General features: G+C 53.1%; 18 protein-coding genes. 3 read left to right on the top strand and 15 right to left on the bottom strand.

Annotated features, from left to right (window positions below):
- Positions 1-98 precede the first annotated feature (98 nt).
- Positions 99-1,370, bottom strand: coding sequence for a YiiX/YebB-like N1pC/P60 family cysteine hydrolase (locus CI807_RS27410; protein ID WP_095017001.1), 1,272 nt, complete (start codon positions 1,368-1,370; stop codon positions 99-101).
- A 249-nt stretch (positions 1,371-1,619) separates the two neighbouring features.
- Between CI807_RS27410 and CI807_RS27405 the strand changes: the two genes are divergently transcribed.
- Positions 1,620-1,979 (top strand): DUF3742 family protein, encoded by a 360-nt coding sequence (locus CI807_RS27405; RefSeq protein ID WP_095017000.1) that lies wholly within the window; start codon positions 1,620-1,622, stop codon positions 1,977-1,979.
- A 2-nt stretch (positions 1,980-1,981) separates the two neighbouring features.
- Here CI807_RS27405 and CI807_RS27400 read toward each other — a convergent pair whose 3' ends face one another.
- From CI807_RS27400 to CI807_RS27385, 4 genes are read right to left on the bottom strand one after another with little or no spacing between them, the layout of a single operon-like run.
- Positions 1,982-3,499 (bottom strand): conjugal transfer protein TraG N-terminal domain-containing protein, encoded by a 1,518-nt coding sequence (locus CI807_RS27400; RefSeq protein ID WP_095016999.1) that lies wholly within the window; start codon positions 3,497-3,499, stop codon positions 1,982-1,984.
- A 10-nt stretch (positions 3,500-3,509) separates the two neighbouring features.
- Positions 3,510-3,845, bottom strand: coding sequence for a hypothetical protein (locus CI807_RS27395; RefSeq protein WP_095016998.1), 336 nt, complete (start codon positions 3,843-3,845; stop codon positions 3,510-3,512).
- Positions 3,842-5,239 (bottom strand): integrating conjugative element protein, encoded by a 1,398-nt coding sequence (locus CI807_RS27390; RefSeq protein ID WP_095016997.1) that lies wholly within the window; start codon positions 5,237-5,239, stop codon positions 3,842-3,844. The genes CI807_RS27395 and CI807_RS27390 overlap by 4 nt, the downstream gene beginning before the upstream one ends.
- 23 nt (positions 5,240-5,262) lie before the next feature.
- Positions 5,263-6,210 (bottom strand): TIGR03756 family integrating conjugative element protein, encoded by a 948-nt coding sequence (locus CI807_RS27385; RefSeq protein WP_095016996.1) that lies wholly within the window; start codon positions 6,208-6,210, stop codon positions 5,263-5,265.
- Between the two features lie 414 nt (positions 6,211-6,624).
- Here CI807_RS27385 and CI807_RS27380 point away from each other — a divergent pair, with 414 nt between their 5' ends.
- Positions 6,625-7,098 (top strand): antitoxin Xre/MbcA/ParS toxin-binding domain-containing protein, encoded by a 474-nt coding sequence (locus CI807_RS27380; protein ID WP_095016995.1) that lies wholly within the window; start codon positions 6,625-6,627, stop codon positions 7,096-7,098.
- The gene (locus CI807_RS27375) at positions 7,098-7,589 is read left to right on the top strand and encodes an RES family NAD+ phosphorylase (protein WP_095016994.1); all 492 of its coding nucleotides are present in this window, start codon (positions 7,098-7,100) and stop codon (positions 7,587-7,589) included. The genes CI807_RS27380 and CI807_RS27375 overlap by 1 nt, the downstream gene beginning before the upstream one ends.
- A 96-nt stretch (positions 7,590-7,685) precedes the next feature.
- Here CI807_RS27375 and CI807_RS27370 read toward each other — a convergent pair whose 3' ends face one another.
- The 10 genes from CI807_RS27370 to CI807_RS27325 form a co-directional block, all read right to left on the bottom strand.
- Positions 7,686-8,447, bottom strand: coding sequence for a hypothetical protein (locus CI807_RS27370; protein ID WP_095016993.1), 762 nt, complete (start codon positions 8,445-8,447; stop codon positions 7,686-7,688).
- A gap of 202 nt (positions 8,448-8,649) precedes the next feature.
- Positions 8,650-10,584, bottom strand: coding sequence for a hypothetical protein (locus tag CI807_RS27365; RefSeq protein WP_177409605.1), 1,935 nt, complete (start codon positions 10,582-10,584; stop codon positions 8,650-8,652).
- Positions 10,585-11,186: 602 nt separating this feature from the next.
- Positions 11,187-13,823: a hypothetical protein gene (locus CI807_RS27360; RefSeq protein WP_095016991.1), complete on the bottom strand. Its 2,637-nt coding sequence runs from the start codon at positions 13,821-13,823 to the stop codon at positions 11,187-11,189.
- A 1,545-nt stretch (positions 13,824-15,368) separates the two neighbouring features.
- Positions 15,369-18,182 carry a conjugative transfer ATPase gene (locus tag CI807_RS27355; protein WP_095016990.1) on the bottom strand — a complete coding sequence of 938 codons (2,814 nt, stop codon included), beginning with the start codon at positions 18,180-18,182 and terminating at the stop codon, positions 15,369-15,371.
- Positions 18,182-18,601, bottom strand: a complete 420-nt coding sequence (locus CI807_RS27350) for a TIGR03751 family conjugal transfer lipoprotein (protein WP_095016989.1) — start codon at positions 18,599-18,601, stop codon at positions 18,182-18,184. Before CI807_RS27350 ends, CI807_RS27355 begins: the two co-directional genes overlap by 1 nt.
- Positions 18,582-20,063, bottom strand: a complete 1,482-nt coding sequence (locus tag CI807_RS27345; protein ID WP_095016988.1) for a TIGR03752 family integrating conjugative element protein — start codon at positions 20,061-20,063, stop codon at positions 18,582-18,584. Before CI807_RS27345 ends, CI807_RS27350 begins: the two co-directional genes overlap by 20 nt.
- A complete protein-coding gene (locus CI807_RS27340; RefSeq protein ID WP_095016987.1) occupies positions 20,053-20,940 on the bottom strand; it encodes a TIGR03749 family integrating conjugative element protein in 888 nt (295 codons plus the stop codon). Before CI807_RS27340 ends, CI807_RS27345 begins: the two co-directional genes overlap by 11 nt.
- On the bottom strand, positions 20,940-21,611 hold the full coding sequence (locus CI807_RS27335) for a PFL_4703 family integrating conjugative element protein (RefSeq protein ID WP_095016986.1): 672 nt from the start codon (positions 21,609-21,611) through the stop codon (positions 20,940-20,942). The genes CI807_RS27340 and CI807_RS27335 overlap by 1 nt, the downstream gene beginning before the upstream one ends.
- Positions 21,608-22,012: a TIGR03750 family conjugal transfer protein gene (locus CI807_RS27330; RefSeq protein WP_095016985.1), complete on the bottom strand. Its 405-nt coding sequence runs from the start codon at positions 22,010-22,012 to the stop codon at positions 21,608-21,610. Before CI807_RS27330 ends, CI807_RS27335 begins: the two co-directional genes overlap by 4 nt.
- Before the next feature lie 12 nt (positions 22,013-22,024).
- Positions 22,025-22,232 (bottom strand): TIGR03745 family integrating conjugative element membrane protein (locus CI807_RS27325; RefSeq protein ID WP_095016984.1); only part of this gene is annotated, 208 nt, incomplete at its 5' end.

Raw genomic sequence — 22,232 nt, 5'->3', positions numbered from 1 at the left:
CGTTTGGGGAGCCAGCCAGTGCTGTACTAAGCCAAGTCCATCGTAAGCCTCAGCAAGTAGTTATGGCGAAGTCTGGCGTTATACCGGCTGACGTGTCACTAGCTTGGGTAGATGGATTTGACTGCGATGATGACATTTGAGTATGTCGCTAAATAAGCCGCCTTGTATTCCGGGGTGGCAACCCATGGGAATGCATGGTCTGGGTTGTAGAGTGCGGCGCTTAACGTTTCTGGGAGGGCGTTGGCGAATGCGCTCACGTAGGCCGGGTTGACCTTGCTAAACCGGGCAAGTCTATCTTCGTGTTCATACCGGGCAAGAATACTGAACAGACCGATTTCGGTCATGAGCAGGTACGAGAGATATCTGATTGTTTCTCTCGCTTTTTCCCTGTCTCTGGTTTCTGCGTTCGTGGGGAGACCTGCGTACATTCCACGTTGGTCGGCCCCGGTGCCGCTATTGATTATGTTGTCCTTGATCAGCAGTTCCACATCTGGAACTGCGGCGAGATTCAAGAGGTTATTGAGCTGGGAAAGAACTCGTTCGATACGTTGGGCATGCTGCTCATCCATTTGTCCTGGTTGTTCGCGTAGCAATCGGATCTCATTGAATTCAGCCGTGCTGAATTGTGTGAGCCAATCTTGCCCTTGCATGGTTTGGCGCGTGCTTTCGTGTAACGCTTCTTGAACCCTTACCTGCAGTTGTAGACTAGTCAGCACCAGGCTTTCGGTTTTATCGAGAAATTCCGACAGCGAGAGCGGCTCATCCATTACGGAGATGCTCATGTTTACCAAGTCGTTACCTTGGGACAATGGGGTGAGCAGAGAGTCTGCGGTAATGTTTTGCCAGTCCGGTCTCTGGCACCGCCTGTGAAGATCAAGGGGCAACACCTTATGGTCTGGTAGTTCGCTCAAGGGCATACCTGCAGCGCGGTAGGCCTGGGCTACTAACCTCGAACAGAACTGGGTGATATCGCCTACACTGCCCGCGCTGAAGTATGTGGTGAAGTCATACTGTTGCTTCAGGTAATGGATGCCCGCTTCCGCGATTCTGCTTGCTGTTTCCTCAGTAATATCTGGATTTCGATAGATCTCGTAGGAGCTGTCTTCGAACTTCAATGCGTCGGTGACGACCTGGAGTGTGACCTTTGTACCATCGGCGTGAATGATGAGGCCATCCCCAGCGCCAAGCATCACATGTGAGAATTTGGGAAGGATCAGTTTTAGGCTGATCTTGTCGGTTGCGCGAAGGCTTGCCAGGATGCGTTGACCTTGGACATTGCCCCATTGGAGAACTGTACCGACTCCGGAGGTGGGAGGAAGAACAAAGATAATATCTCCCGCCCGCACTGCCATGTGGTTGAATTGACCCATTCGAGGTTACCGCTAGTTGATAGATGTTGAGTATGAAGGTTGGGCTAACTGGCTAGCTCATAGTGGCATGAAACCGCAGCTTGTTCGCTCGCGTTATCAACGAATCTACTGGCGATTTAGAAAAATCTCTATCTCTCAAATGCAGACGGAACCGCGTAATTAAAGGAGTTTTCCTACAGGTATTTTTACGAGCCCTCTGCAAAGCTGTTTGTATTCACATACGTGGGTTCGAGTGAGTTTTGGAAAAAAATGAAAAACAACGGATTTTCTGGGCGTATAGGATATGGTTTCGGACGAATTTTGAGGGGTTACATACAGAAAGAAGCATCAGCGATTGACTGGTTGGTAGAAAGAGGAGCCCCTCGCTCTCTGACGAAATTAATCCTCGGGGTTCTAAAGCTCGGATTACTTGCGACTCTACTGTGCTTTGCTCTTTGGATTGCTTTGCCCTATCTCGTCTTGGTTGTAGCTGGTGCGCTGCACCGTCGCGGGTTGATTTTCCCCGAACGTGCTGGCGGTGATGACGGATGGCGTCATGGCGCCTCCGGTTACGGCGATTACAGTGGAGATCATCGCGTAGACACGGGCAGGTTCGACGAGGATAAATGAGTTCACCCCTTACCTTTGCTCGACAGTCGCTGGACCACGCTAGCCCCGCTAGCCCCAGCGTCTTCGGCACCTTTCGAGGCTTGCCTCAGCCCGTCAATTGAATTGCCAACTCTGAATCCTGCAAAGCTTAAAGCGCCAACCCAGAAGGTGGGCAATACGATGAATAGCGCTGCCATGACATAGTTCAACAGCATGTCTGCCTGCGTGTTGTTCATGCCCATCAGAGGGTTCAGAGTAGAGTGGGGGGAGCTGGCTCCATAAAGCGCATCCAAGATGGTGGTATCAATCCAGCGTGCGATCTGCAGCCAGAAGTCGACAAAGATTATGGCGAACTGAACGACCGAAACAGTGATGGTCGCCTTCAAGTCGTAGGTGCTGAACATCAACACTAGCGGGATGCAGATCACTAAGGCCATCTTGAGAGCTGCTAGCACCATCGGTAGGGCCTGGCGTACGACGTCCATTGCAGGAAAGTACGCCAAGGTTCCAACCGTCAATCCAACGGTCCCGGTCACTCGACTCATATCATTAAACAGTGAACCCCCAACCTGACCACCATAGTCGGTGTACACCTTCCCCTGAGTCATTCTCTGGCTACTCGGCGAAACCACCTGCCGAATGAGCGCGTCGTTAACCTCATCAGGGGACATGAGGCTTGCCCAGCGAATGAAACGCTCCACCAAACTGCTGTCGACCTGGTTGACCAGTCGAGCGCGCAGTCCCCGATCGGCATCTGCCCACCACTGGCTGCATGTTGGGTAACCGCCGCCATTCTTAACCTGGGCAAGTCCCATATCTCGGATTGGATCGTAGGGCCAAGGCGTGCGTGGTGTCTTTGATTGGTAGGTGTCGTAGTAACCCGTCTGACTGGAGAAGTACCTGGAACCAATCCAGTTGATATCGTTGGTCAGTTCGTCGGTGAGGTTAGGGCGGTTCATGAACAGCTTTGCCCGGGCGTATCCGTAGCAGTCGTTGGTAAAGTCTGCGACCTCTTGAGCGAGCACAGGGTCATGCAGGCGTGTGTTGTTCACCTGCATACGCATCTGTCTGAGGTCTGTACCGCAGGGAATAGCTGCAACGGCTGCGCCAGTTACCGCTTTGGAGACCGAATGTACGAAGAACCACCACACAGGCACTTGTGCACTTTGGTTGTTCAGTGAAGTGAAGGACCTACCCCAGCCCGTATCAGCGGGAGCAGGCACTTGGTACTGGCACTGTTCGGAGCGACTCTCATCAAATTTCAGGGTGCTGAGATCGAGGTTGATGAAGGGCATGCCTGCAAACATGATTACTGCCGTGGCCAGCCAGAGACGGCTTTCGATGCGGGTGCTAGCGAGCAAGCCTTTGTTGCCCTCATCAGCGCCTTCACCACGCGCCTTGAGCCACTCTTGGAGAATGATGGCGAAGATGGGGAGGGCGAACATACCGGAGTCTAGAAGGACATCCCAGATACCGTTGCTGACGAGCCAGCCCACGAGGGTGAGGTAGTACTCAAGGTAATCGTTGGTGTAAAGCGTCACTTCAGACCCCTTACCGCACTTGGGTGCGGATCAGTTCTATCAGCAGCAGCGACATAACAACGCTGACTTCTGTTCTGCGCATACTTGTCTTGGCTGCGGAGCTGTTTCCAAACAGCTGATCTCGGTAACGCAGCCACACCCATAAGGCGACGCAGTACAGCGCCACCCGCCATGCAAAAAAATCCCAGTAGGATTTAGCTCTCCACTCCTGCCAAGCAGGGAGACCTTTCATGAGCTGGATGCCCAGTACGTTGAAAGCGAGTGCGATTAGAACAGCTAGGCCCGCAATCGCGACGGGCGTTAAAACGCTCTTCTTCAGGGGGCGTCGCTTATGATCCTGGCTCATGGTTTTTGTCTCCGGCCGCTGGTAGAGGCGTCTTTTTCGGCGTCCTCTAGCCGGTTAGTCTCTGGATCGCCTTCGTAGATTGCCTTGGAGTTGTCCTTGCGTTCTTTGTGGCGCGCGATGATCGCGGCGGGCGAGTTGCTGGTCAGGGATCGACGCAGTTCCAGCTCGGTTTTGAGGTTGGTGATTTCCTGTTGGAGAGATTGGCGCTCAGTGGTCACCGCTTCAGTAGCGATTTCGTTGGCGGCGACGTTAGGTTCTTTGTTGCCAGCGAGGAGGGTGCGCTGTAGCAACAGGGCCTTTTCCAGCACGCTGGTGACGGCAATTTCCGAGGCTAGGCGCTGTGCCAGAATCTCTTGGTCAGGCTCGTCGCGAAGGGCTGTGATGACTCCGCGGGTAATGGGCATTGAGTTGCTGCCAGCTGAATTCAGGTTTTCAGAAGTTGGTTGTTTGGAGCCCGAGATGAGCGCTTGGAGTGCTTCGAGCTTTTCCTCGTACTCTTCTTGGATCAAAGGCGTCAGGCCAACGCCGGCTGTGGTGGTACTCTTGGTGCAGGTCTCGCAGGTCTGCTGTTGCACTTCACCCAACACGCGGTTGGCGAATTTTGCTGCCTCATCTGGCGAGCGCCAGGTACCGCAGAGCATGCCGCTGTTGCATTCACTTGGGGCGATAGTTGAGCTGTCTGATGCGGTGCGGTTATTCAGTAGGTTGAAACCGGCTTTGGTCACTTCGCTGACCACCCGGATCGGTGGCTGCCCTCGACCTCCCGCTTTGCTGCCGCCTACCCACGGTACGCCGGTGTTTCCGTTGTCGGATTCAGCTTGAGCAGTAACAGCCACGGCATCTTTGTTTTGGCTTATGGCTTCCTTGAGAGCCTGGCCTTCTGCGAGAGAACCCCAGCCAGTTTGGTTGCCCGCGATGTTAGCCATGCGTTCTGCCATCGCACGACAGCTTGCCTTGGAGCGATCGAAGTCAAGGCGAGCCTGCAGAATGCCGTTGGTGAGCAGGTTGTAGAGGCCCGGGTCTGCTCGCTGGATGATCAGGGCGGGGAGGGACGCGACAGCGCCGGTCGCGTTTTGAATGACGCTGCCCATGATGCTTTGAAAGCCGCCGGTCAATCCGTTGAGCTGGTTATGCAGTGTGGTCGACAGGTCCATGTTTCCGCACATCAGGTTGCTGTTCCAGCCAACTCCGACACCAATGCTTTGCATGTTGCCGGCACGTCCCATCGATATGGCATTCCCGCCGCCAATGCTGTAGAGGACCTCGTCACCAATGACGCTTCCGGCATTACTGAAACCGGGGGCCGCAGAGGCTAAGCTGGAATTGTTCAATAGCGTGGTTATGACCAGCCAAGCACAGGCAGTGGAGAGTATGAAAGGTGATGTCCGGGTCATGGCGCGGCTCCAGGAAGAAGTTGTTAATTCGGTCCGGTGCTGCCTAGGAAGGTTTGGCCTTCGCGTTTGCAGCAGGTATACGGACGCCAGAGCGCCCACGCGTAGCCTCCGTCAATGGCTTGTGCGCGCGGGCTGGGGTTGGGGAAAACTGCACAGGCATTGGTGAGCTGAGGTCTTAATTGCTGCCACTTACCTGTAGAGGGATCTGACTCGCGGAGTTCGCCCGCGGGCCAGTATCCTGCGCTGGGAGCCGCAAGAAGTGGTTGGTAGACGTGGACCTGGCCGGGCCGTGTGACGATGTCTCCTGCACGTTGAGCCATGACGGCTGAGGCCTTGTAATCATCAACCTGGTGCAGGAAGCCGCTACGTGGGTACACGTTCCCCCAGAGGTTTAGAGACAGTCTGCTGCCGATCTCACGTATGCCGGGGATGAGGGATTGCGGATAGACGCTTTCGGGGATTCCGTAACGCCACCCAATGTAGTCCAGGGTGCTGAGCATGTTCGGTACGTAGGGTTTGCCGGCGCCCGCACAGGTGTATCCCGAGCCGCTGGCGAATGCATTGAATGCGGCGATACCTGGGTGGCCGATAACGTCGACGTTCTTGAAGATGGAGAGGTTGTTTTCGTGTTGCTCGTTGTTAGTGCCGCTGCCACCACCTTTTGCTTGTGAGATCGGTCCGCTCAGTGTCCGAACTTCGCTCCAGGGGTTTTCACCGGTCGAGGAATAGCTTGAGACAACTGCGTCAGGAACGTAGTGACGAACCTTCGTAGATGTTTTGACCTTGCATCCGAAGTTGGTGCAGCGCAGCCAATAGCAGGCACCAACGACCTGGTATTCAAGACAGTTGGGTGATGCCACCGACGGGACGATGGTGGCGGTATCCAGGGCGAGGCTCGGTGCGCAATGGGGGAGGAGGGCAATGAGGATTGCTATGAGGTGGGCACGACGCCGTTTGCTGGCGAGCCTCATGGTTGTACATTCCGGTATGGCTGGGGCATCAGCGAAGCAGGCGGTACTTTAGGTTCGACCGATAGGATCTTGTCAGCAAGGGTTGAAGGCAGGTCGCTGAAATGATCAATCGTGACCATCGTTCTAAGGTGGTCAGGTGGTCTGCGCGAGCTCTTGGGTTTCATCGCTAGGTCCAGAGAAAGATTTACTGGATCCTCTACGCATATCTGCCAGAGAGCATCACGAAAACTGGTTCTCCAATACCGTATTAAGTGACAGGCAATGCTCATCGGTTTTGGTTCGGATTTCAGAGAATGCTTGTGTCCAGTCTCCCCGTATTAGCGTGAACTACAGGCCAAATACCCATCGTCGGATAGGTTGGCTTTCTTTGCCACATGGCGATATATTTTAGCCATATGGCAGAGGAGGGTGATCATGATTCCTGCAAGCAAAAGCCTACAATCGACAACGTACGACCCAGCACGGCCGCTGCAGCTGCTGTTTGGTGAAGGTAAAAAACTCAAGATTACGAGTGCGTTTGAGCTTCATTCGATGATGGAGAAAGGGTTTCCGTCTGAGCTGGTGATTGCGTTCGTGCAGTCATACAGCCAACTGCGAGATCACCATGTGTTTTCCAAGGTGCTCGGGCTTTCGGATCGAACGGTGCAGCGGCGTATCAAAAAACCTGAGCCACTGACGGCGGAGCAGACCAACAGCACATGGCGTCTGGCTAGCGTATTGAGTAAGGCGGAAGAGGTGCTGGGGGATCGCCAGCAGGCGCTCAACTGGATGACCTCTCCTGCAATGGGGCTCGAAGGAAAGGCGCCTCTTGATCTTCTGACGACTCAGATGGGATTTGAGCTGGTCGAAGATTTTCTGACCCGTATGGAGTACGGGGTGTATTCCTGATGACGATAGTGCCTGGGAATGGAGAGTTGTACTTGTGGCGGTTGGATCAAGAAAAGCATGCATCCACCTGGTCGTCCGGTATTGGTGCCGAAATCGCTGGCGGCCGTTGGAACTCTAAGGGTATCAAAGCGGTGTACTGCTCAGCAGATCCGTCGACCGCGATTCTTGAAGTGGCCGTGCACAAAGGTTTTCAGGCGCTGGACACGATCCCACATGTACTCACGTGTGCCCGAGTTAAGAACTTCAAGCGAGTCCATCGGGTTATGCCTGACTCGGTACCTAATGCAAACTGGCTGTTCCCGGGCTCACCCGGGCGAGGCCAGCAGCAGTTTGGTGACAGCCTCTTGGCAGAGCACACCTTCGTTCTGATTCCTTCTGCAGTATCCCGCCATAGCTGGAATGTGCTGATGAATCCCTCTACCGCGGACGATTTGTTCGAATTCATAAGCCAAGAGCGATTTGCTCTGGATACAAGACTAAATCCGCCGTAACGGGTAGAGAGTAGAACCTTAGAGGCTCCTCTCATGTAGAGGCGCGGGCAGGTTCAAAGATACTCTGCCTGTACGGCGGCTCACGTTGCAAACTAATTATTCGGCCAGCTTCTCAAGCCAAAACGAATATTGGCGCTCAACCGAATCCGGGCGATCTAGCTTCGGTTTACCTTTGAGTGATTGGACTTTTGTCGCGAGTTTGAGCAGTTCACCTGCTAGTTTAGGAGGCCACTGATTTTTTATTGCCCACGCGCGCAAGTTTTCAGGCGATTCGGTATGGCCTTTGATCCGCAGAATTCGTAGATATCTGTCTGCACTGGTTTTATCGTTGGGATGAAATGTTGAGCCTGACAGATTGACTGCACCAGTGAGGCACTTCATAGCCTGCTCGAAGATCGGGTCGCTGATTAGGGGCAGCGCCACTTTTTTTGGTTTTCCGTGAATAGTCGGATTCCAGGTGTCCTCCCAGGTTTTGAGTCTATCTGGCGCGTAGGGAAGTGCAATGACACTAACTACATTAGCTAAAGTGTCAATCTTATCCATCATCGACTGATCGGTATAAACGCAAATAACTAATGATGGGCGAGAGATCCACTTGAGCGTTTGCGCTGACTCTAGTCTTAATGGAACCCCTAAGGGTTGCTTTGAAGTGCCCGTGTCTTTCAAGGTCTTCGCTATCTCTAAACCGAGGTATGTAGCGAGGGTTGTTCCCTGGATCTGCTTTTTCGCTGGGATAACCAGAATGACTTCTTCAATTTCTGGAGATTTCTCCAGAGTTTCTCTTGCGTAATTGAAGGCAGTCTCTATTGAACTTGGCGTGAAGTCATCTGGGACTAGAAGTTTACAGTTATCCACCATCGCAATCTTCCTTTCTTTGAGGTGTGAATTCTTTCAAAGTACTTGGCATTGTATCTTAGCCTTACTTTAGTTCTAGCGTGGTGTGCAGGGCCAGGCTGGCACAAATATTTCCGAAGTTTTCAGGGCGCGTAACACGCCCTGCTTTGAATTAGTTGTGTTTTGGTCCGATTTGTAGCTCATATCGTCTGGAGTGATGCCCTATTTAGCCTAAGAAGGGGTCATGGAATCGATAAGCCCGGCCACGCTCATTGAGCGGGGCTAGAAGCGAAAGCGCTGCATGATCGCTTATGCCTTGATTACGCAGAGCTCCATACAACTGGTAAAACTCACCGTTTAAATCTCCCGCAAAAATGCCTGGGTCGTCCGAGCCGAGTGAAACCATAATTTCAGGATCCCCATCTTGAACAAAGCCAGGTGCGCGCATCCAGCGTAACGAGTGATGTTCACTGAAGCTATTGTATTGACTAATGCGTACATTGCTTGATGGCAGCGTTTCAATGATCACGTTGCGTTGAGCGACCTCACGCATTAACGCTTGCTGGAGGTGCAGATAGGTTGCTTCATCAAAGTAATCCGCGTCAACGCTCTGAAGGGCTTCACTACGCTTCCACAACTCTCGGTCGCTGAGCCATTCCCACAGCAAGTTTAGGTGTTGAGGGCTATCGCGTTTTGCATCCAGCACCCTCTGCGCTTCACTGTGCCAGAGATCGCTTAATGGAGTTATATCTGTTGACCATTCCTCTTCCATTGCGGCCTGCACAAAGCGAATGTTTAAGTGCCGGAGCTCCATTGCGGCCTCTAATGAGGTACAACTCAATTCTCGGCGGAAGACTTCGCCAGCGCATTTAGCTAAATCATTTGCTACGCGTGTTGCTGTGATTGCTGCGCTTGGCACGGTTCGCAGTAGGCGCCAAGCTGCAAGCAAGTCCAACATCCATTCGCCTTTCTTGACTACTAACTGTCCGGGCATGCGCTCTAGCCACAATCGAGGCGAGATGCCCATTGCGGTCCCATGACCTATCCGATCGCCGTCGCGTAAGTCGAGCAGCTCTAGGGCGTCATGTATGGTGCGTAGGCCGCTCAGAATGTGCGCAAAGTCTTCACCTGCATGATAGGTTCGGTGAGTTAAGCCTGCTCGTTGGCACACCCGATAGCAACTAGCGAAAATCTCAGGAGGTGCGTGCAACTCGTTTGCTGCGGCGTCTATACCTCGCACCCAGGTTCTCAGTCGGGGCAAACGAGCGAGGGACTCTAGCAAAACATTCGTTGTCAGTTCCAGTTCCTGACGTTGTTTATAAAAGCGGTACGGACCTCCTTTCCCCCCTGGAGTCCAAGATTTTTTGATGAAGTGCATAACCAGAGCAAGGCGATGATGCGAGCGATCAAGGGGGGACGTTTTGCGAAAGTGTGTTTCCAGCTTTTCTAGCAACTCACTAAGATTGTAAGGCAGTGAGTTCGTGCTACGGCTTTGAGGCTCTTGGTCGTGAAGGTAGCACCAGTAACCGCCAAGAACAGCTTTGAGTAATTTATAATTCTTACGTAGCGTATCTTTTGGGGAGAGTCGCCCTTCGAGATAGGTCGTTCGGCTCACATTATCCGCTTTGCCATGCATTGCCCAAAAGCGTGGTAGATAGTCTTCTTCGGCTGGGTCCCGCAATTTATTATAGGTGAACTTTTGAAATTGATCGAAGCCAAATTGCTCTTCGCTTTGTACTAGAAGTCGGTAATGCTGGTTCTGGAGCATTAGGTAGGTATGAAACATGCGCTCAAGCGTAACGCTTGGATGCATTTTAAGCCTGCTCAAGAGCTGTTGCATCCAGCTCATTTCGTCCGATATGGAGCTATTTTCTGAGAGCTCTAAGTGCGGTGCCAATGGGGGTGGACTCTTCTCCACGATAATCGCCTCCTCCATCAATTCTGTTAGGTCGTGCGGAAGGCAAGCGTCTGCATTGAGCGTATCGGTCGCTGCTGAAATTAGCCATTTTCTCAAGCAACCTGCCGCAAGTAGTTGACGATACAACTCAGTAGGCGAGAGATCAGGGTCGATTGAGCGAGCCAGCTCTCGCACTGCGGCCGCGTCGGCTGCGTTAGGGGTATGCCACTTTAGGCTAAAGTCCTTTGTTTCTTGTTTGGGCATGCGCAGGGCACGTAACCAGCAGTTCTCCGCATGCGTACTGCCGTTAAGATGTAGGTGTGTCTCGTGCAGTCCTTCGCGGCCTAAGTAATCCTCTACCAACGGGTCATACGGACTGAGGACGGGCAGATTTTGGCTAGCCCAAGTCTGTGAAGGTTCCCAAGGCCACCTCGAATGTTTATCGGTCGCTGGCCTTGTTGCCTGATTGGTTGAGAGTGGAGCAGTTGCCATCAGGGGGAGGCCTGATATACGACTTACGACGCTTTGTTGCCAGGCCCCAAATTTCTGTTGCTTCACATGCAAGTTGCCGTGCCGGTGCTCTAGAAACTCGTTGGACATTTCCTGTAGTGCACTAATCAACATGCCCGCTCGGTTTTTGTTGACGGATTGTTGGGCCAATAGTAGCCAGCTATGCTCAAAAACATGATCTGGTAGGCGAGCCGACCAAGGCAAGTACCCAAGATAGACGGCTTCATGCAAGTCCCCAGGGTCGAGAGGCTGGCGAAACGGGGTTTGCCGGATCAACTTCAACACTCTGCAACTTGAAATGAGCGTTACACCTATCTGGGTGATAACAGATGCGGGTTGTTCACGATTTGCATTGTTCAAGTTCTGGCCTTCTCAGCATCAGCACGAACTGCTCTGCTCTTGGGAGTGGTTGTTACCCATTTCATCCCCAGTACATAAGTACGGTTTAGTTTTTCCCAAATATTTTGATCGCAAAGAAGATTTTCTACGGTTTGTGTGATACTGGCGTTCTCGATCTCAGAGTCGCGTTCAACAGACTTTGCGTCGGGATGACCGGACAGAAATGAGGAAACCAGCTTTTTCGATTCAGCGCTTGGCTCCAAGAGTCCTAGTATCAGCGGGCAAGTTGCTACCAAGTAGGTGAGGGGTAGCTGTTGGTAAGCGTTTTGAGCCCACTTCACCCTTTTCATGAAATATTTGGCGGATTTTAGTGGGTTGGTGCGGTCTGTATCTGCATCTTGTGGTGCGCTGCCAGTTAAGTGGTGGTCACGCTCCTCAACGTAGAACGCATTAATAACACAGAGGGCAAGTAACTCCATGAGGTTGCCTGCTCCGATATCCTTCTTAGCAATATCTGGTCGATTGTCATCGCACACCTTTTCAAGGCTGAAATACAAGCGAGTCCAGATTTTACCAATTAACACAGCCGATGGGTTTAGTTGCTCACGGAGAGGGCCAGTCGATTTGAGCCACTGCTCGACCGCTAATACCAGTTGAGTGAGCTTGGCTGCATCCTCGACAGAATCCGATGGTTCTTCGTCTTTTTCTTCGTCAGCGTTGTCCGCTTCCCACTGAGGTTGTGAAACGGTGAGCGGCGGGTATGGTTTAGGTAACAAGCTCATAACATCGTACTTGCCACCCTCCGGCTCCAGTGAAAGCAATCGAGCAATTAGACCGAGGATGTTGTAAATCGAGGCATAGGTTCTTGAGGATGAACCGGAGACGTCCACTAGGCTTAGTGCAAACGCAGGCAACTCTTTGCAGTTTTTGAGTATGTTGTCAGCGGTAATGAACTCAGGGCTTCCTCCCCCTGGCTTTCTCTTGTTTAGGCCAATGACGCCGGAGTAAACTACTGGTGTCGTGGGGTTTGCCCCATAAGGTGCGGTAAGAGTGGAAACCGCGTGACGAGCCCAATTGAGGGCATCCTCTTTTCGCCCGATGCCCATGTACTGCTCAAACTGCTTTCGAAGGATTTGACGATCTTCCGCTGTTCGAAGGTCTTTAGTTTTTCGCCTTAGAACCTGTCCAAAGAGTGCTACGCTGCCTGGTGCTGTTAGCATATAGTCAATCAGTGTTCCTGGTTTCTTTGCACAAAGCCGGGTTACATCGGCCGATAGTGCTGCGAAGCAGTTCTTCAAGTCTGCATCGATTGGCTGAGGGCGTAGGTAAGCAGCAGTGTCGAAATCGCCGTCACGAATAGCTAGGTCGAAAACAGCCTTGCTTAGTGCGGGTAATTCTTGTGCTGCAATAGCGTCTACATCTACACCAAATTTATACAGGCTTCCCAGGGCTAAAGCCCTTAAGCTTTCACTAAGTGCTTCGGACAGTTCGAGGTTCCATTCATCCGAGCTGCTTGGGTCGAAGGCATTGGCGCATCGAGAGAATACTTGAAGTATCGAGCGCAAAGGTTGTTTAAGTAGAAATTCTCTGTAAAGTTCTAAGTCGCGAGGGTTCTTAATTCGAAGTCCGCGTCGAATCAAAGAGTTAACCAGGTCATCTGGTGTTAGCTCTCTATTCCAGTTGTTGTGACGCAGTTGAAACTTGGCTTTGTCGTTTAGTAGAAGATTCCACAGTGGGCGTAACTGTAACCGGCGGTGCATGGGAAAAAGCTTTAGTAAATACTGATCCTCCAGGTGGTCGACCATTTTATGACGCTGGTCTGCTCTCTCTTTGACTTGACCGTGTTTTGCATCTCCGAGGCTGTCATAGAAATGGTCTCTTACCATCAATGAGTAGAGTTCAATGTCGCCAGTTACCAAGACTACAAGGCGAGGGGTGTCCAGGTATTTTCTTATGCATTCCAGAACGCTGCGAGCGTGTTGTGAGTGAGTATCGGCATCATCAAAAGCGATGATCAATGAATCAGTATTTAAAATCTGGCAAGATAAATCCAGTAGCGCGTGAAAGTTTATTCGTAAATCTTTACTGTAGCCTGCTCGCTCGAGACCCCACTCAAAAAAAAGTTCGGGGTCTAAGTCTTGGAGTTGGTCGTGAGTTGAGCTAAAAAGGCTTAAGCCGCCAGCTAGTTTTTTAAACTGCTCACGAAAGCACTGGATTTGGTTTTCGCCATTCAATCTTGAACCGGCACTTGTGCTTGTAATTGAGTTTTTCAGAGCCTTTAGAACGCTTAATAGGATGATTTCACTACGTTCGATCCTGCTTGGATCAATATAAGCTAGGGGTCGAATATTGAGCGAGGTTTTTTCATCACCTAACGCATGAAAGGCACTTTGCAAGAAGGTGGACTTACCCGCGCCACGAGTACCATCGATGAAGTAAACCAACCCACTGCCATAGGGGTATTCGTGCTCTGCTCGATGGACTTGCCCCGATGGCGGAACCTTTTCGGCGCTAGCTAGATCCCTCTCGATTCGCTCTTTTAGCGTGTTGTAGCTCTGGCGTTGCACTAGCTGATTCACCTCAAGCTTTGCATTTGTATCGCTTTGATTGAGGTCAATGATGATCGTGGTCGTGTATTCAGTTGGTGTGCTCATGTACTTCCTAGTAAATCTACGCAGCTTTGAAAAACATATTGCTCGGCGGTGGGTTTGAGTCGTCAAGTCCACAGCGTGTCGTTAAGGGGGCGTTTTTAATGCTGTGAGGGCCACGGATAAGCGCATTTCCATACGTATTCTTCCTTGAGCAAAGCTGATTGAGTGACGCTCTGGTACCTTGAGAGCAGGATCGCGAAAGGCTCGAAATTAGGTATAGGTTTGAATAATGGCTAATTGCCTTGAGCAGCTCAAGGGCTTCGCGACTAAATTACTAACGATGCGAGCGAGCGAGCCTCTGTGAAGGAGGTGTAGCTTCTCACCGAAAAAATACGCCGTCGGTAGTATGCTTAGGTGGTTGAGGTCATCTTTCTAGTAGGCACTATCTCATAGCGCTCGATTGATATATCCGAAATCACTAGGTCAGTTGATCACGAGCAACCGTCGTTACGCAGCAGAACTCGAGATCGATGAGGTGTAGAAGGTGATTGAGAAAAGTAGACCTGTCCATCCTCAAGCTTGCGAGGGGCGAATATGACGATTCCGACGCCATGGGGCGTGATTATTAAGGCGTTAGCATGGTCCTGGCGTCAGGTCACCAGGGCGCTGCTCTTTAAAACCTATTCCGAAGCCCATCAGAGGTGGACGAAACGTAATGGTTTTGGCGCTCGATGGGAAACGCTAGGAAAGCACATCGAGTATTCTCTCTACCTGACAAAACCGACAGACGCTGAACCTCGAGTTTCCAAAATTGCATTCCGTGCAGTCGATGCTGCGGTAGTGAGATTCGATTGCATATTTGAGGCCGCGGGTGCAGGTCTTCGATACCAAGATGCGATAACCGCACATGATCTGGATCGCTCGCCGGTTGTTTTCCCGCTGACGCGAGTTCCTTCGCAAAATTTTCTATCGCACCTCAAAGGCGATATAAGATTTACCTTGGAGAGCTACCAATTTCGTAAATGTTCGGTCTCCCTGGAGGGCGGACAGGTGCCGGAGTTTGATTCACTAACTTGGCACCTAGGTCACAACTGGTTGATAAGTGACACATGGAATCGCCGGTGGGGCACATTTTGGAACTGCAATTCAATTACTTACGCGAAGCGAGAAATTGAGATCTATTGGAAATGGGGTTTTGCCACTGGAGGTAGATCTGTGTACACGCCGCTACCCCGCAGAGGGCATTCGAAAAGACTATTTTGGAATTTTTGGCGCATAGCGGTGGTTTGGCTGATGTCCAGGCCATGGATGCTAACTGTTCAATTCTGGGCGGCCATCTGGTCGAGACAGTTCGTTTTGGATGAGAGTGACCGATTGCGGCGCCGGTAGTTTTCAATGCACTGGTTTCTGTATTGTCCTGCACTGTTCAGAAACGTTATCTGATTTTTGATGTGGTTCAGTAAGCGTTCGCTTTTTAGAGCCAGTCGCCGGGAATTATGAACACGTTAGGTACACCTGTTATATCGCCTGCCGAATGTCGTGTTCATGAACACCAGTGTGTCGTTCACTTCTGTAGGGTGTTCAATGTTGAACATCCTGCATGATGATTTAGCCAATCAGCCTCGCCTCTGGGGACATAATTCCGCGCTTACGATCAATGGCTTTTGCCATAGCCATTGCAGCGTCCAACTCACTGATCCCTTGCGCGTTCATCAGCCTGAATCGCTCAGCTTTTTCCTCAGGCTCGGTCATGGCCATCGCAAGGTGCAAGCTTGGCGGCACGGCTCTGAAAAGCACCTCCGTGGACTTCGACAAAATAACCCCCTCCGTAAACTTCCCCGACTCCTTACGCGCCGACAGCATCAGCTTTTTCTGAGCATCATTGAGCTCCCGGAATCTCGCGATTTTGTTCACCTCATCTGGCGGCATATTCAAGCAGATCCACCACTCAATCATGTTCAGCATCGGCTCTGCCGCTTTTGGCAGGTCATCGATGTTCTGCGTAGCCAACCAAAACCAAGCCCCCAGTTTGCGCCACATCTTGGTGATCTTGAGGGTGTAAGGGGAGAGCAGCGGGTTCTTGGTGATGATGTGCCCCTCATCCGTTACGTTAATGATCGGCCTGCCAAGCATTTGGTCTCGTTCGGCAATGTTGTTAACGGTGTTGATCAACGAGATGTACGCTATCGAAAGCTGTGCGTTGTAACCCTCACGTGCGTAGGTGGCTAGGTCGACGATAGTGATATCAGCCTCCGGCCATGGCGATCCTCCGCTGTTGAACATGGCCCCATCAGCCCCCTGACAGAACATATCCATGGCGTCCGCCATTTCGAGAATTCTTATAAGTCGCTGCTCTGGCAGGCTGGCGTCATTTCCTGAAGCTCTCAGGGCATCCCGCACGTCTTGAGTCAGAACCGTTCGGTGCTGTCTAGAGCAAGCGGTGGCGGCATTGATGATGCACTGTCGGATCATGCTTCGATCGGCACGGGTGAGGCGTTGTTCTTCTTTCTCCTCGCCACCCGTGATCATCAGGCGCGCAGTAATCTCGAGCTCACCCAAGACATCGCGCTCATCCTCCTCAGTCTGATCGGTCTCATCCAGTGCTTCTGCATCGAGCGTTTTGACCCGGGTAGGTTTGTCGATCAGACGATGCGCATCAGCAAACGGTGCGAGGCTGATATCTGAACCGGGAGCCAGCTTGACCCGGTTGACCGTCAAGCCTAGGCGCTTGGCAAAGTCAGCAAACAACCCAAAGCTGTTACCGGCTTCAGCGATGAAGATGCGTGGTCTGTAAACCGCCGTGACCTGGTTGAGTATGTTGTTCAACGTGGCTGATTTGCCGGCACCGGTTGGCCCGAACAAAAACAGATGAGCATTCATCTGCCGGTCGAGGCGGTTTAATGGATCGATGGTGATCGTCCCACCACCGCGGTTGAAGAATGTGATCCCAGGATGGCCGGTACCCTCACTGCGACCCCAGACGGGGGCGAGGTTGGCTAGGTGCTGCGCGAACATCAGTTGGGTGTACCACTCGCTATTAGGCATTCCTGGGTTAAACACACAGGGCAGCCATCGTAGGTAGCTGTTCAGCGGAGCGACCTCATGCTCATCGCGTACGGGCTGAAGCCCGGCATTGAGCATGACGTTGTGGAGTTGCAGGGTTCGTTCATTTAGCTGTTCAACACCAGCCCCTCGTAAATAGAAAGCGACGGCACCTCGGTAGAGTTTATGCGCGCTGCCAATGTGCGATCGGGCCCGTTGTACGTCTTCCCGGGTTTGTTGCGAAGCTAAGGTATCGCCAACCGACTTGCTGGCCAGATGATTGAGGTGGGCTTCGAGTGTGTCCTGAGGGGTAACGACCAGCGTGATACACAGAATGGTTTCTTCTGGCATTTGATCGAAGAGAGCGTTGGTGGCATCGCCGCCTTTGGAGGTTTCTCCTGTCAGATGCCCCGTGGTGGGTGCGGTACGGAGCCGATCCAGCGCGACTACGCGGTGCGGCATTTCATCGAAGTACCAGAGCCCTTGATCAACGTCGGACCTAGGTTGTTCGAAGAACAAGCGCTGTGCAAAGTCAGTACCGCTGGCGAGTTCTAGCTCATCGTCCGGGCCGCCTTCTGGCAATGCAGTTAGCTCGTAAAAAGTTTTGCGTGCCTCTGGCGTATCGCCCAATAGTCGTGGTCTGGGGTTGAACCATCGCAGTAGCCAATTGTGAATACCAGCGCTGTTCATGCGTCGAGATTTCACGCCAGCATTACAAAGCCCCGCAGTCAGGCGATCACAGATCGTATTGAGGGCCTGCTCGCTGGATTGTCCGCGACGTGACGGTGTGCCTTTGCTCCGGCGATACACCACCAACCGTACTCGACGTGTTTGTCCGCGCCATGGGAGCTTGGTCACAGCAGTGTCTTCGAACAAGCCGCCTGGTTTGGAAATGGCCTGTAGATGCTGTTCGAACATCTGTAGGTAGTAGTCGGTGAAAGCCGTACCTTGAGCACGAGGCTGTAGGTAGGCCTTAAGGGTGCTCATGTAGTCGTCCCAGTTGGTTTCGTCCTTGGCATAGAGCTGAACAACCCAGGGTTGGCCCTCCAGTTCGTCAAAGCTGTCCTGCAGAGCGTTTTCCAGAGCATCCCTGGCGGTTGTTAACCAGCCTGATTCTCGGCCTTCGGTCCCGACCGGCGTAAGGTCAAAAAACGCGGCTACAGATTCACCGTCCTCAAGCAGCAAGCATTGGGACTCAGGTAGAAACTCAACCCAGGGCAACATGTCGACGAAGCTTGGTGTCTTTGCGTAAAGGGCTTGTTCATCGGCTTTTGTGCAGTGGCGGTTCTTCGGGCGGTTCCATGCGCCAGGTTCAGGTAATCCGTGTACTGCGAGCTTCTCAACGTGTGCTTGCCATTGATCCCTATCTGACTGCTTCATCAGTATTCCTCCGTACGCTCACCAGGCATGGCGTATTGCACACGTTGATAGAACGGGAAGACGGTGCTGTAGCCTGGCACAGGGACGGGGTCAGAGCCCGCTAGATGGGGGAAGACGTACATCACCAGGTCAGGATTAGGTAGGCGTTTGAATTGGCTATCGATCTCGTTTTCTGCTGTGCGGGTGTAGGCAGTTAGATCCTTGGGCACCTCGTTCAGTGAGCGGTGCAATGTTGAGCGTGCTGGATTCAGTTGGCGATCGGCGCTGCTTTGTGGCGTGTAACCGTTACTGGCGTCCCATATGTCCACCATGGTCCGTTGGCCATGAGGCAGCAGTTTGTCTTTATCGGTCGTGCAACCGCTGACGGCGAGCATGCTGAAAAGAATCAGAGGCCAGGTGTTAATCGAGCGCGGATACATGTGCACCTCCAGAAGTGTGCCGAACCTTGCGGCCCAAGGTTTCGTAGTCAATTTCCAATTGCCGGTCCAGGTGCACAGCCACTTGTGCGCCGGGTTGCACGTAGATGGCTGCAAAGGCTTGGCCGTAGAGATTGTTGACCCAGTCGCCAATGTCCTTCACGCCACCCGAGAGGATGGTGCTGACCGCATCGCTACCGGCGGTCCCGGTACCCACAGGTGCTCCGCTTGCGCTGAAGAGCGTGTTTGAGACCTGTTGATCAGCCCCCAGCAATTTGGCAACGCCGGCGCCGGCGGAGGTGATCAGGCTTTTGGTACCCAGGTACTGTTCTGCGTTGGAGCGCCGCTCCCCCGAAATGCAGGGAATGCCGTAAGGATCACTGAGCCAACCAATGCCGCCCTGGATCTTGTCCAGTTGAGCGCTGCTGGTTTGTCCGGAGCTTTGACGGTTAGTCAGCTTCTGCGGAGTGGGCACCGTGCGGATACGCCCGTCGTTAAATACAAAGGTCATGCTGGAGATCTGTCCGCGCACGCAGGACAGCGTCCAATCACCAGCAGCCGTACCGCTGATAACCGCTCCTGCAACGTCGGGTAGATCTATGCCGTTAGCAGTCAGATTGTCGGGGCCGATGAGGACCTTGAAGGGGTAGGGGTCGTTTACCACACCATCGACAGGTACTCGACCGATCAGAGCGGTCATTGTGATGGAGCCAGTGAGGGTGCTGTTCTCAGGCAGGGTATAGACAGGCCTGGCGGTGTCCTTTTCGTCGGTCGTTTTGATATTTCGCCCGACCGCGCCGGTGCTTGCTTTCAGCTCGCGCTGCCCTCGATTGATCTCATCGTTGAACGCATCCGGGAAATTGAATCCGGAGGCGGGCTTCTTGGTGCCACTGGGTATAGGTTTACCTTGTGCATCGACCGCGGTTGCATCCTGAGGATCGATCCAGATCAGATCGCTTTGGCCTTTAGGGAACTGATCGCCATCTCCCGGTTGCAATCCCAGGCCAATGGGGAGGTCAGTGTTGCGGTTATTCAAAAGGTCGGTGGAGAGGCGTTGCTTGATCTCATCGAGCAGGCTCTGAGTTTCTTGCTCGTTCAAACGACGTGGTCCTTTGGATTCAGCCTTATCCAACTCAACGTTCAGCGCCTGCTGAATACGCTGATCAATCTCACTGTCACGTTGGCGTAGTCGAGCGTTTTCTTCTTGCTGACTCTTGTTATCCGAAAGCAGCGTTTTCAACTCTGTGCGCATGGCTTTGGTCTGGGCAACCAAGGTCGCCACAGTGTCGTGTGGGGTATCGCCTTCAATGCCCAGCTGTTTCATCTCATCCTGTGTCAGTTGAGGAGCGGTCAGTTTGTCGGCCGATGATGAGGGCGTTTTGCTGGAGCAAGCTTTGAAGGTGCCTAAAACCACCAGCAATACCAGCACCAGAACTAACCACTTGAGCAGCCCATTACTCTTCATGGGCACCTCCGGAGACGGGGGCCATGTTGATGCCGGCATCAATCCGGCTGATAGCGGGGGGCAAAGCGTTAGCCAAGTCTTTCGCCCTCGTCACGAGATACACAACGGTGGTGTCCGTGGTGAGCCCAGAGGGGCCCAGGTTTGGGTGTTGAAAGGTGGCCGTGAGGAAGTCGCCTTGCAGGGCACGTGGGTCTAGGTTCAGTGTTTGTTCTGAGGTGTTGCGCAGTTTGACGGCCGTCACGATGTGATCGTCCAACTGCCATGCTCCTAGAAGCGTTGAGACTATCGGTTGAGTGGGGAGCAGCAGGCTGAGATCGAGCTCGCGTCGTTGCTTGATCTGGGTGACACCCGAGAGAGGCTCAAGGGTGCGTAGCGGCGCATACAGGCTCTGAGCCGCGTAACGTGTCAGCACGACAGGTAAAGGCGAACCGCGCGGATCCGAGGCTGTTTGCGAAGGTGTATCGCCAGTTGAGCCAGCTCCTAATCCCGATGAAGCTGAGTCGTCTTGGGAGCGGTGGGAAGCAGTTGCTGCTTTGACGATCTTGACCGGTTCAAGAGACGGTTGATCGTCAGCGGCCGTGGCGGCAATGTCGATGAGGATGATTTCGCCTGAGCGCACGTCCTGCAGCTGCAATCGGGTAGGCGCGATCGGCGCCGATGCCCTTAGATACAGGGCGCCGCCGGTACTCTGAATACGCAAAGCGTCGGTCAATGTGCGCGGGACACCCACTCTGACATTTCGGTCGATGAAGATGATGCGCTCTTGGCCAACATGCAATGGCACGGCCAGAGGTAACCGTTCCCAGTGCATGATTTCGACGGCATGAGCGGCTGCACAGCCCAGCCAGACGGGCAGGGCGAAACAGAGTCGGCGCATTACTGGCCTCCTTGCTTGCTTATGGTTTTGGTGGGTGTGGAGGGGAGGAGGGCGATGCGTTGCGGCGTCGAGCTGTAACAATCCAGCGCCAAGCCGAAGGGGTTCTTTTCCGGGTCGATGTCTTTACGCACTACCTTAAGTGGGTAGCGCACGAAGGCTTGTTTAACGCGTTCTGAGCCGTAGAACTCTTCTGTGGCCAGGTCCAGGTTGACTAGCCACTGATCGCGTCCTTGTACCTGCACGCGTAATTCAGGGTTATCCCCATACCCGCGCTCTGGGATTTCGAAAACGCTGCGCGTGCGACCGCGCAGCTCACTCGCGGTTAGACGTTTCTGGTAGTCGACCTCCAGTTCGGCCTTGCAGCTAGGTGTCAGATAGGCACTGAGCTTGTAGAGGGTGCGCGGATAGTCTTTCTCGCCATCAGTGGGCCAACGGTTCAGTTGTTGAAAGATGTAGACACTGAAGGTGTACACCGACTCTGGCGGTACTTCCCACCATTTGCGTGTGCTGCCAGAGCGCAAGTCGGGCGGGTTATGAATGGTCAGGTTTCTGGGAGCGTCCCACCACCCGAGTCCCATTAACACTGCGATGCCAAATAGCAAGCCACAGCCGGCACGTAAGGTTTTGATGTGGCACTCAAGGCGAACCACTTCGTTCTTGAAGCGGCTCATGGGCGGCAGCTCCTGCGCGTGCTCCAGCGGCCTGAGCGGGTAACCAGGTCATCGCCACCGGTCCAGCCCGTCAGCAGGGGCCACCGGGTGGCAATGAACCATTGCATCTGCCTGTAGAGCCAGGTTTCGGGTTTGCCGCGCTTGTGACGGCGCAGCAGCTTTCCTCCGATGAACAAGCCCAGGCCTATACAGAGCATCATCATCGTTGGAGCCAAAGCGATGCTTTGAAAAAGCACTGCGGCAGCAACACCAAACCCAAAGCCCGTGAGCCCCGCACAGGCCACCGTGATCCACATCTCATCAGCGGTTAAGCCAAGCACGATGACGGGTTGGCGATTAAGGCGTGTTGGCAGAAAGCGCAACGTCCCGTCTGGAAGGTGAAGATCTTGATCTTGTTTCATGGGGCTCCTGCCTCACAACACGCCAGTGCCTTTGGTCAGCAGCCAGATGATGATTACCAGGAGAAGAGCGCCCACGCCGCAGGTGAGGCCAAATTGCCCCCAAGTCTTTTTGCCGCTTTGCACTTCGGAGTAAGAGCCATAGGCGTGGTAGGCAACCCCGCAGAAAGCAGCGGCAGCAATGGCCAAGGTGCGGATTTCGGTGAACGTGACCGAGCGTTTC

The sequence above is a fragment of the Pseudomonas sp. NS1(2017) genome (assembly GCF_002269425.1).
In the GTDB taxonomy this organism is placed as follows: Bacteria; Pseudomonadota; Gammaproteobacteria; order Pseudomonadales; family Pseudomonadaceae; genus Aquipseudomonas; species Aquipseudomonas reactans.
This window is presented reverse-complemented; position numbering and strand designations above follow the sequence as displayed.

Bases quoted from the DNA above. Each gene is read 5' to 3' on its own strand.
- CI807_RS27410 (WP_095017001.1), bottom strand. From the start codon at position 1,370: ATGGGTCAATTCAACCACATGGCAGTGCGGGCGGGAGATATTATCTTT.
- CI807_RS27405 (WP_095017000.1), top strand. From the start codon at position 1,620: ATGAAAAACAACGGATTTTCTGGGCGTATAGGATATGGTTTCGGACGA.
- CI807_RS27395 (WP_095016998.1), bottom strand. From the start codon at position 3,845: ATGAGCCAGGATCATAAGCGACGCCCCCTGAAGAAGAGCGTTTTAACG.
- CI807_RS27390 (WP_095016997.1), bottom strand. From the start codon at position 5,239: ATGACCCGGACATCACCTTTCATACTCTCCACTGCCTGTGCTTGGCTG.
- CI807_RS27385 (WP_095016996.1), bottom strand. From the start codon at position 6,210: ATGAGGCTCGCCAGCAAACGGCGTCGTGCCCACCTCATAGCAATCCTC.
- CI807_RS27380 (WP_095016995.1), top strand. From the start codon at position 6,625: ATGATTCCTGCAAGCAAAAGCCTACAATCGACAACGTACGACCCAGCA.
- CI807_RS27375 (WP_095016994.1), top strand. From the start codon at position 7,098: ATGACGATAGTGCCTGGGAATGGAGAGTTGTACTTGTGGCGGTTGGAT.
- CI807_RS27370 (WP_095016993.1), bottom strand. From the start codon at position 8,447: ATGGTGGATAACTGTAAACTTCTAGTCCCAGATGACTTCACGCCAAGT.
- CI807_RS27365 (WP_177409605.1), bottom strand. From the start codon at position 10,584: ATGCCCAAACAAGAAACAAAGGACTTTAGCCTAAAGTGGCATACCCCT.
- CI807_RS27360 (WP_095016991.1), bottom strand. From the start codon at position 13,823: ATGAGCACACCAACTGAATACACGACCACGATCATCATTGACCTCAAT.
- CI807_RS27355 (WP_095016990.1), bottom strand. From the start codon at position 18,182: ATGAAGCAGTCAGATAGGGATCAATGGCAAGCACACGTTGAGAAGCTC.
- CI807_RS27350 (WP_095016989.1), bottom strand. From the start codon at position 18,601: ATGTATCCGCGCTCGATTAACACCTGGCCTCTGATTCTTTTCAGCATG.
- CI807_RS27345 (WP_095016988.1), bottom strand. From the start codon at position 20,063: ATGAAGAGTAATGGGCTGCTCAAGTGGTTAGTTCTGGTGCTGGTATTG.
- CI807_RS27340 (WP_095016987.1), bottom strand. From the start codon at position 20,940: ATGCGCCGACTCTGTTTCGCCCTGCCCGTCTGGCTGGGCTGTGCAGCC.
- CI807_RS27335 (WP_095016986.1), bottom strand. From the start codon at position 21,611: ATGAGCCGCTTCAAGAACGAAGTGGTTCGCCTTGAGTGCCACATCAAA.
- CI807_RS27330 (WP_095016985.1), bottom strand. From the start codon at position 22,012: ATGAAACAAGATCAAGATCTTCACCTTCCAGACGGGACGTTGCGCTTT.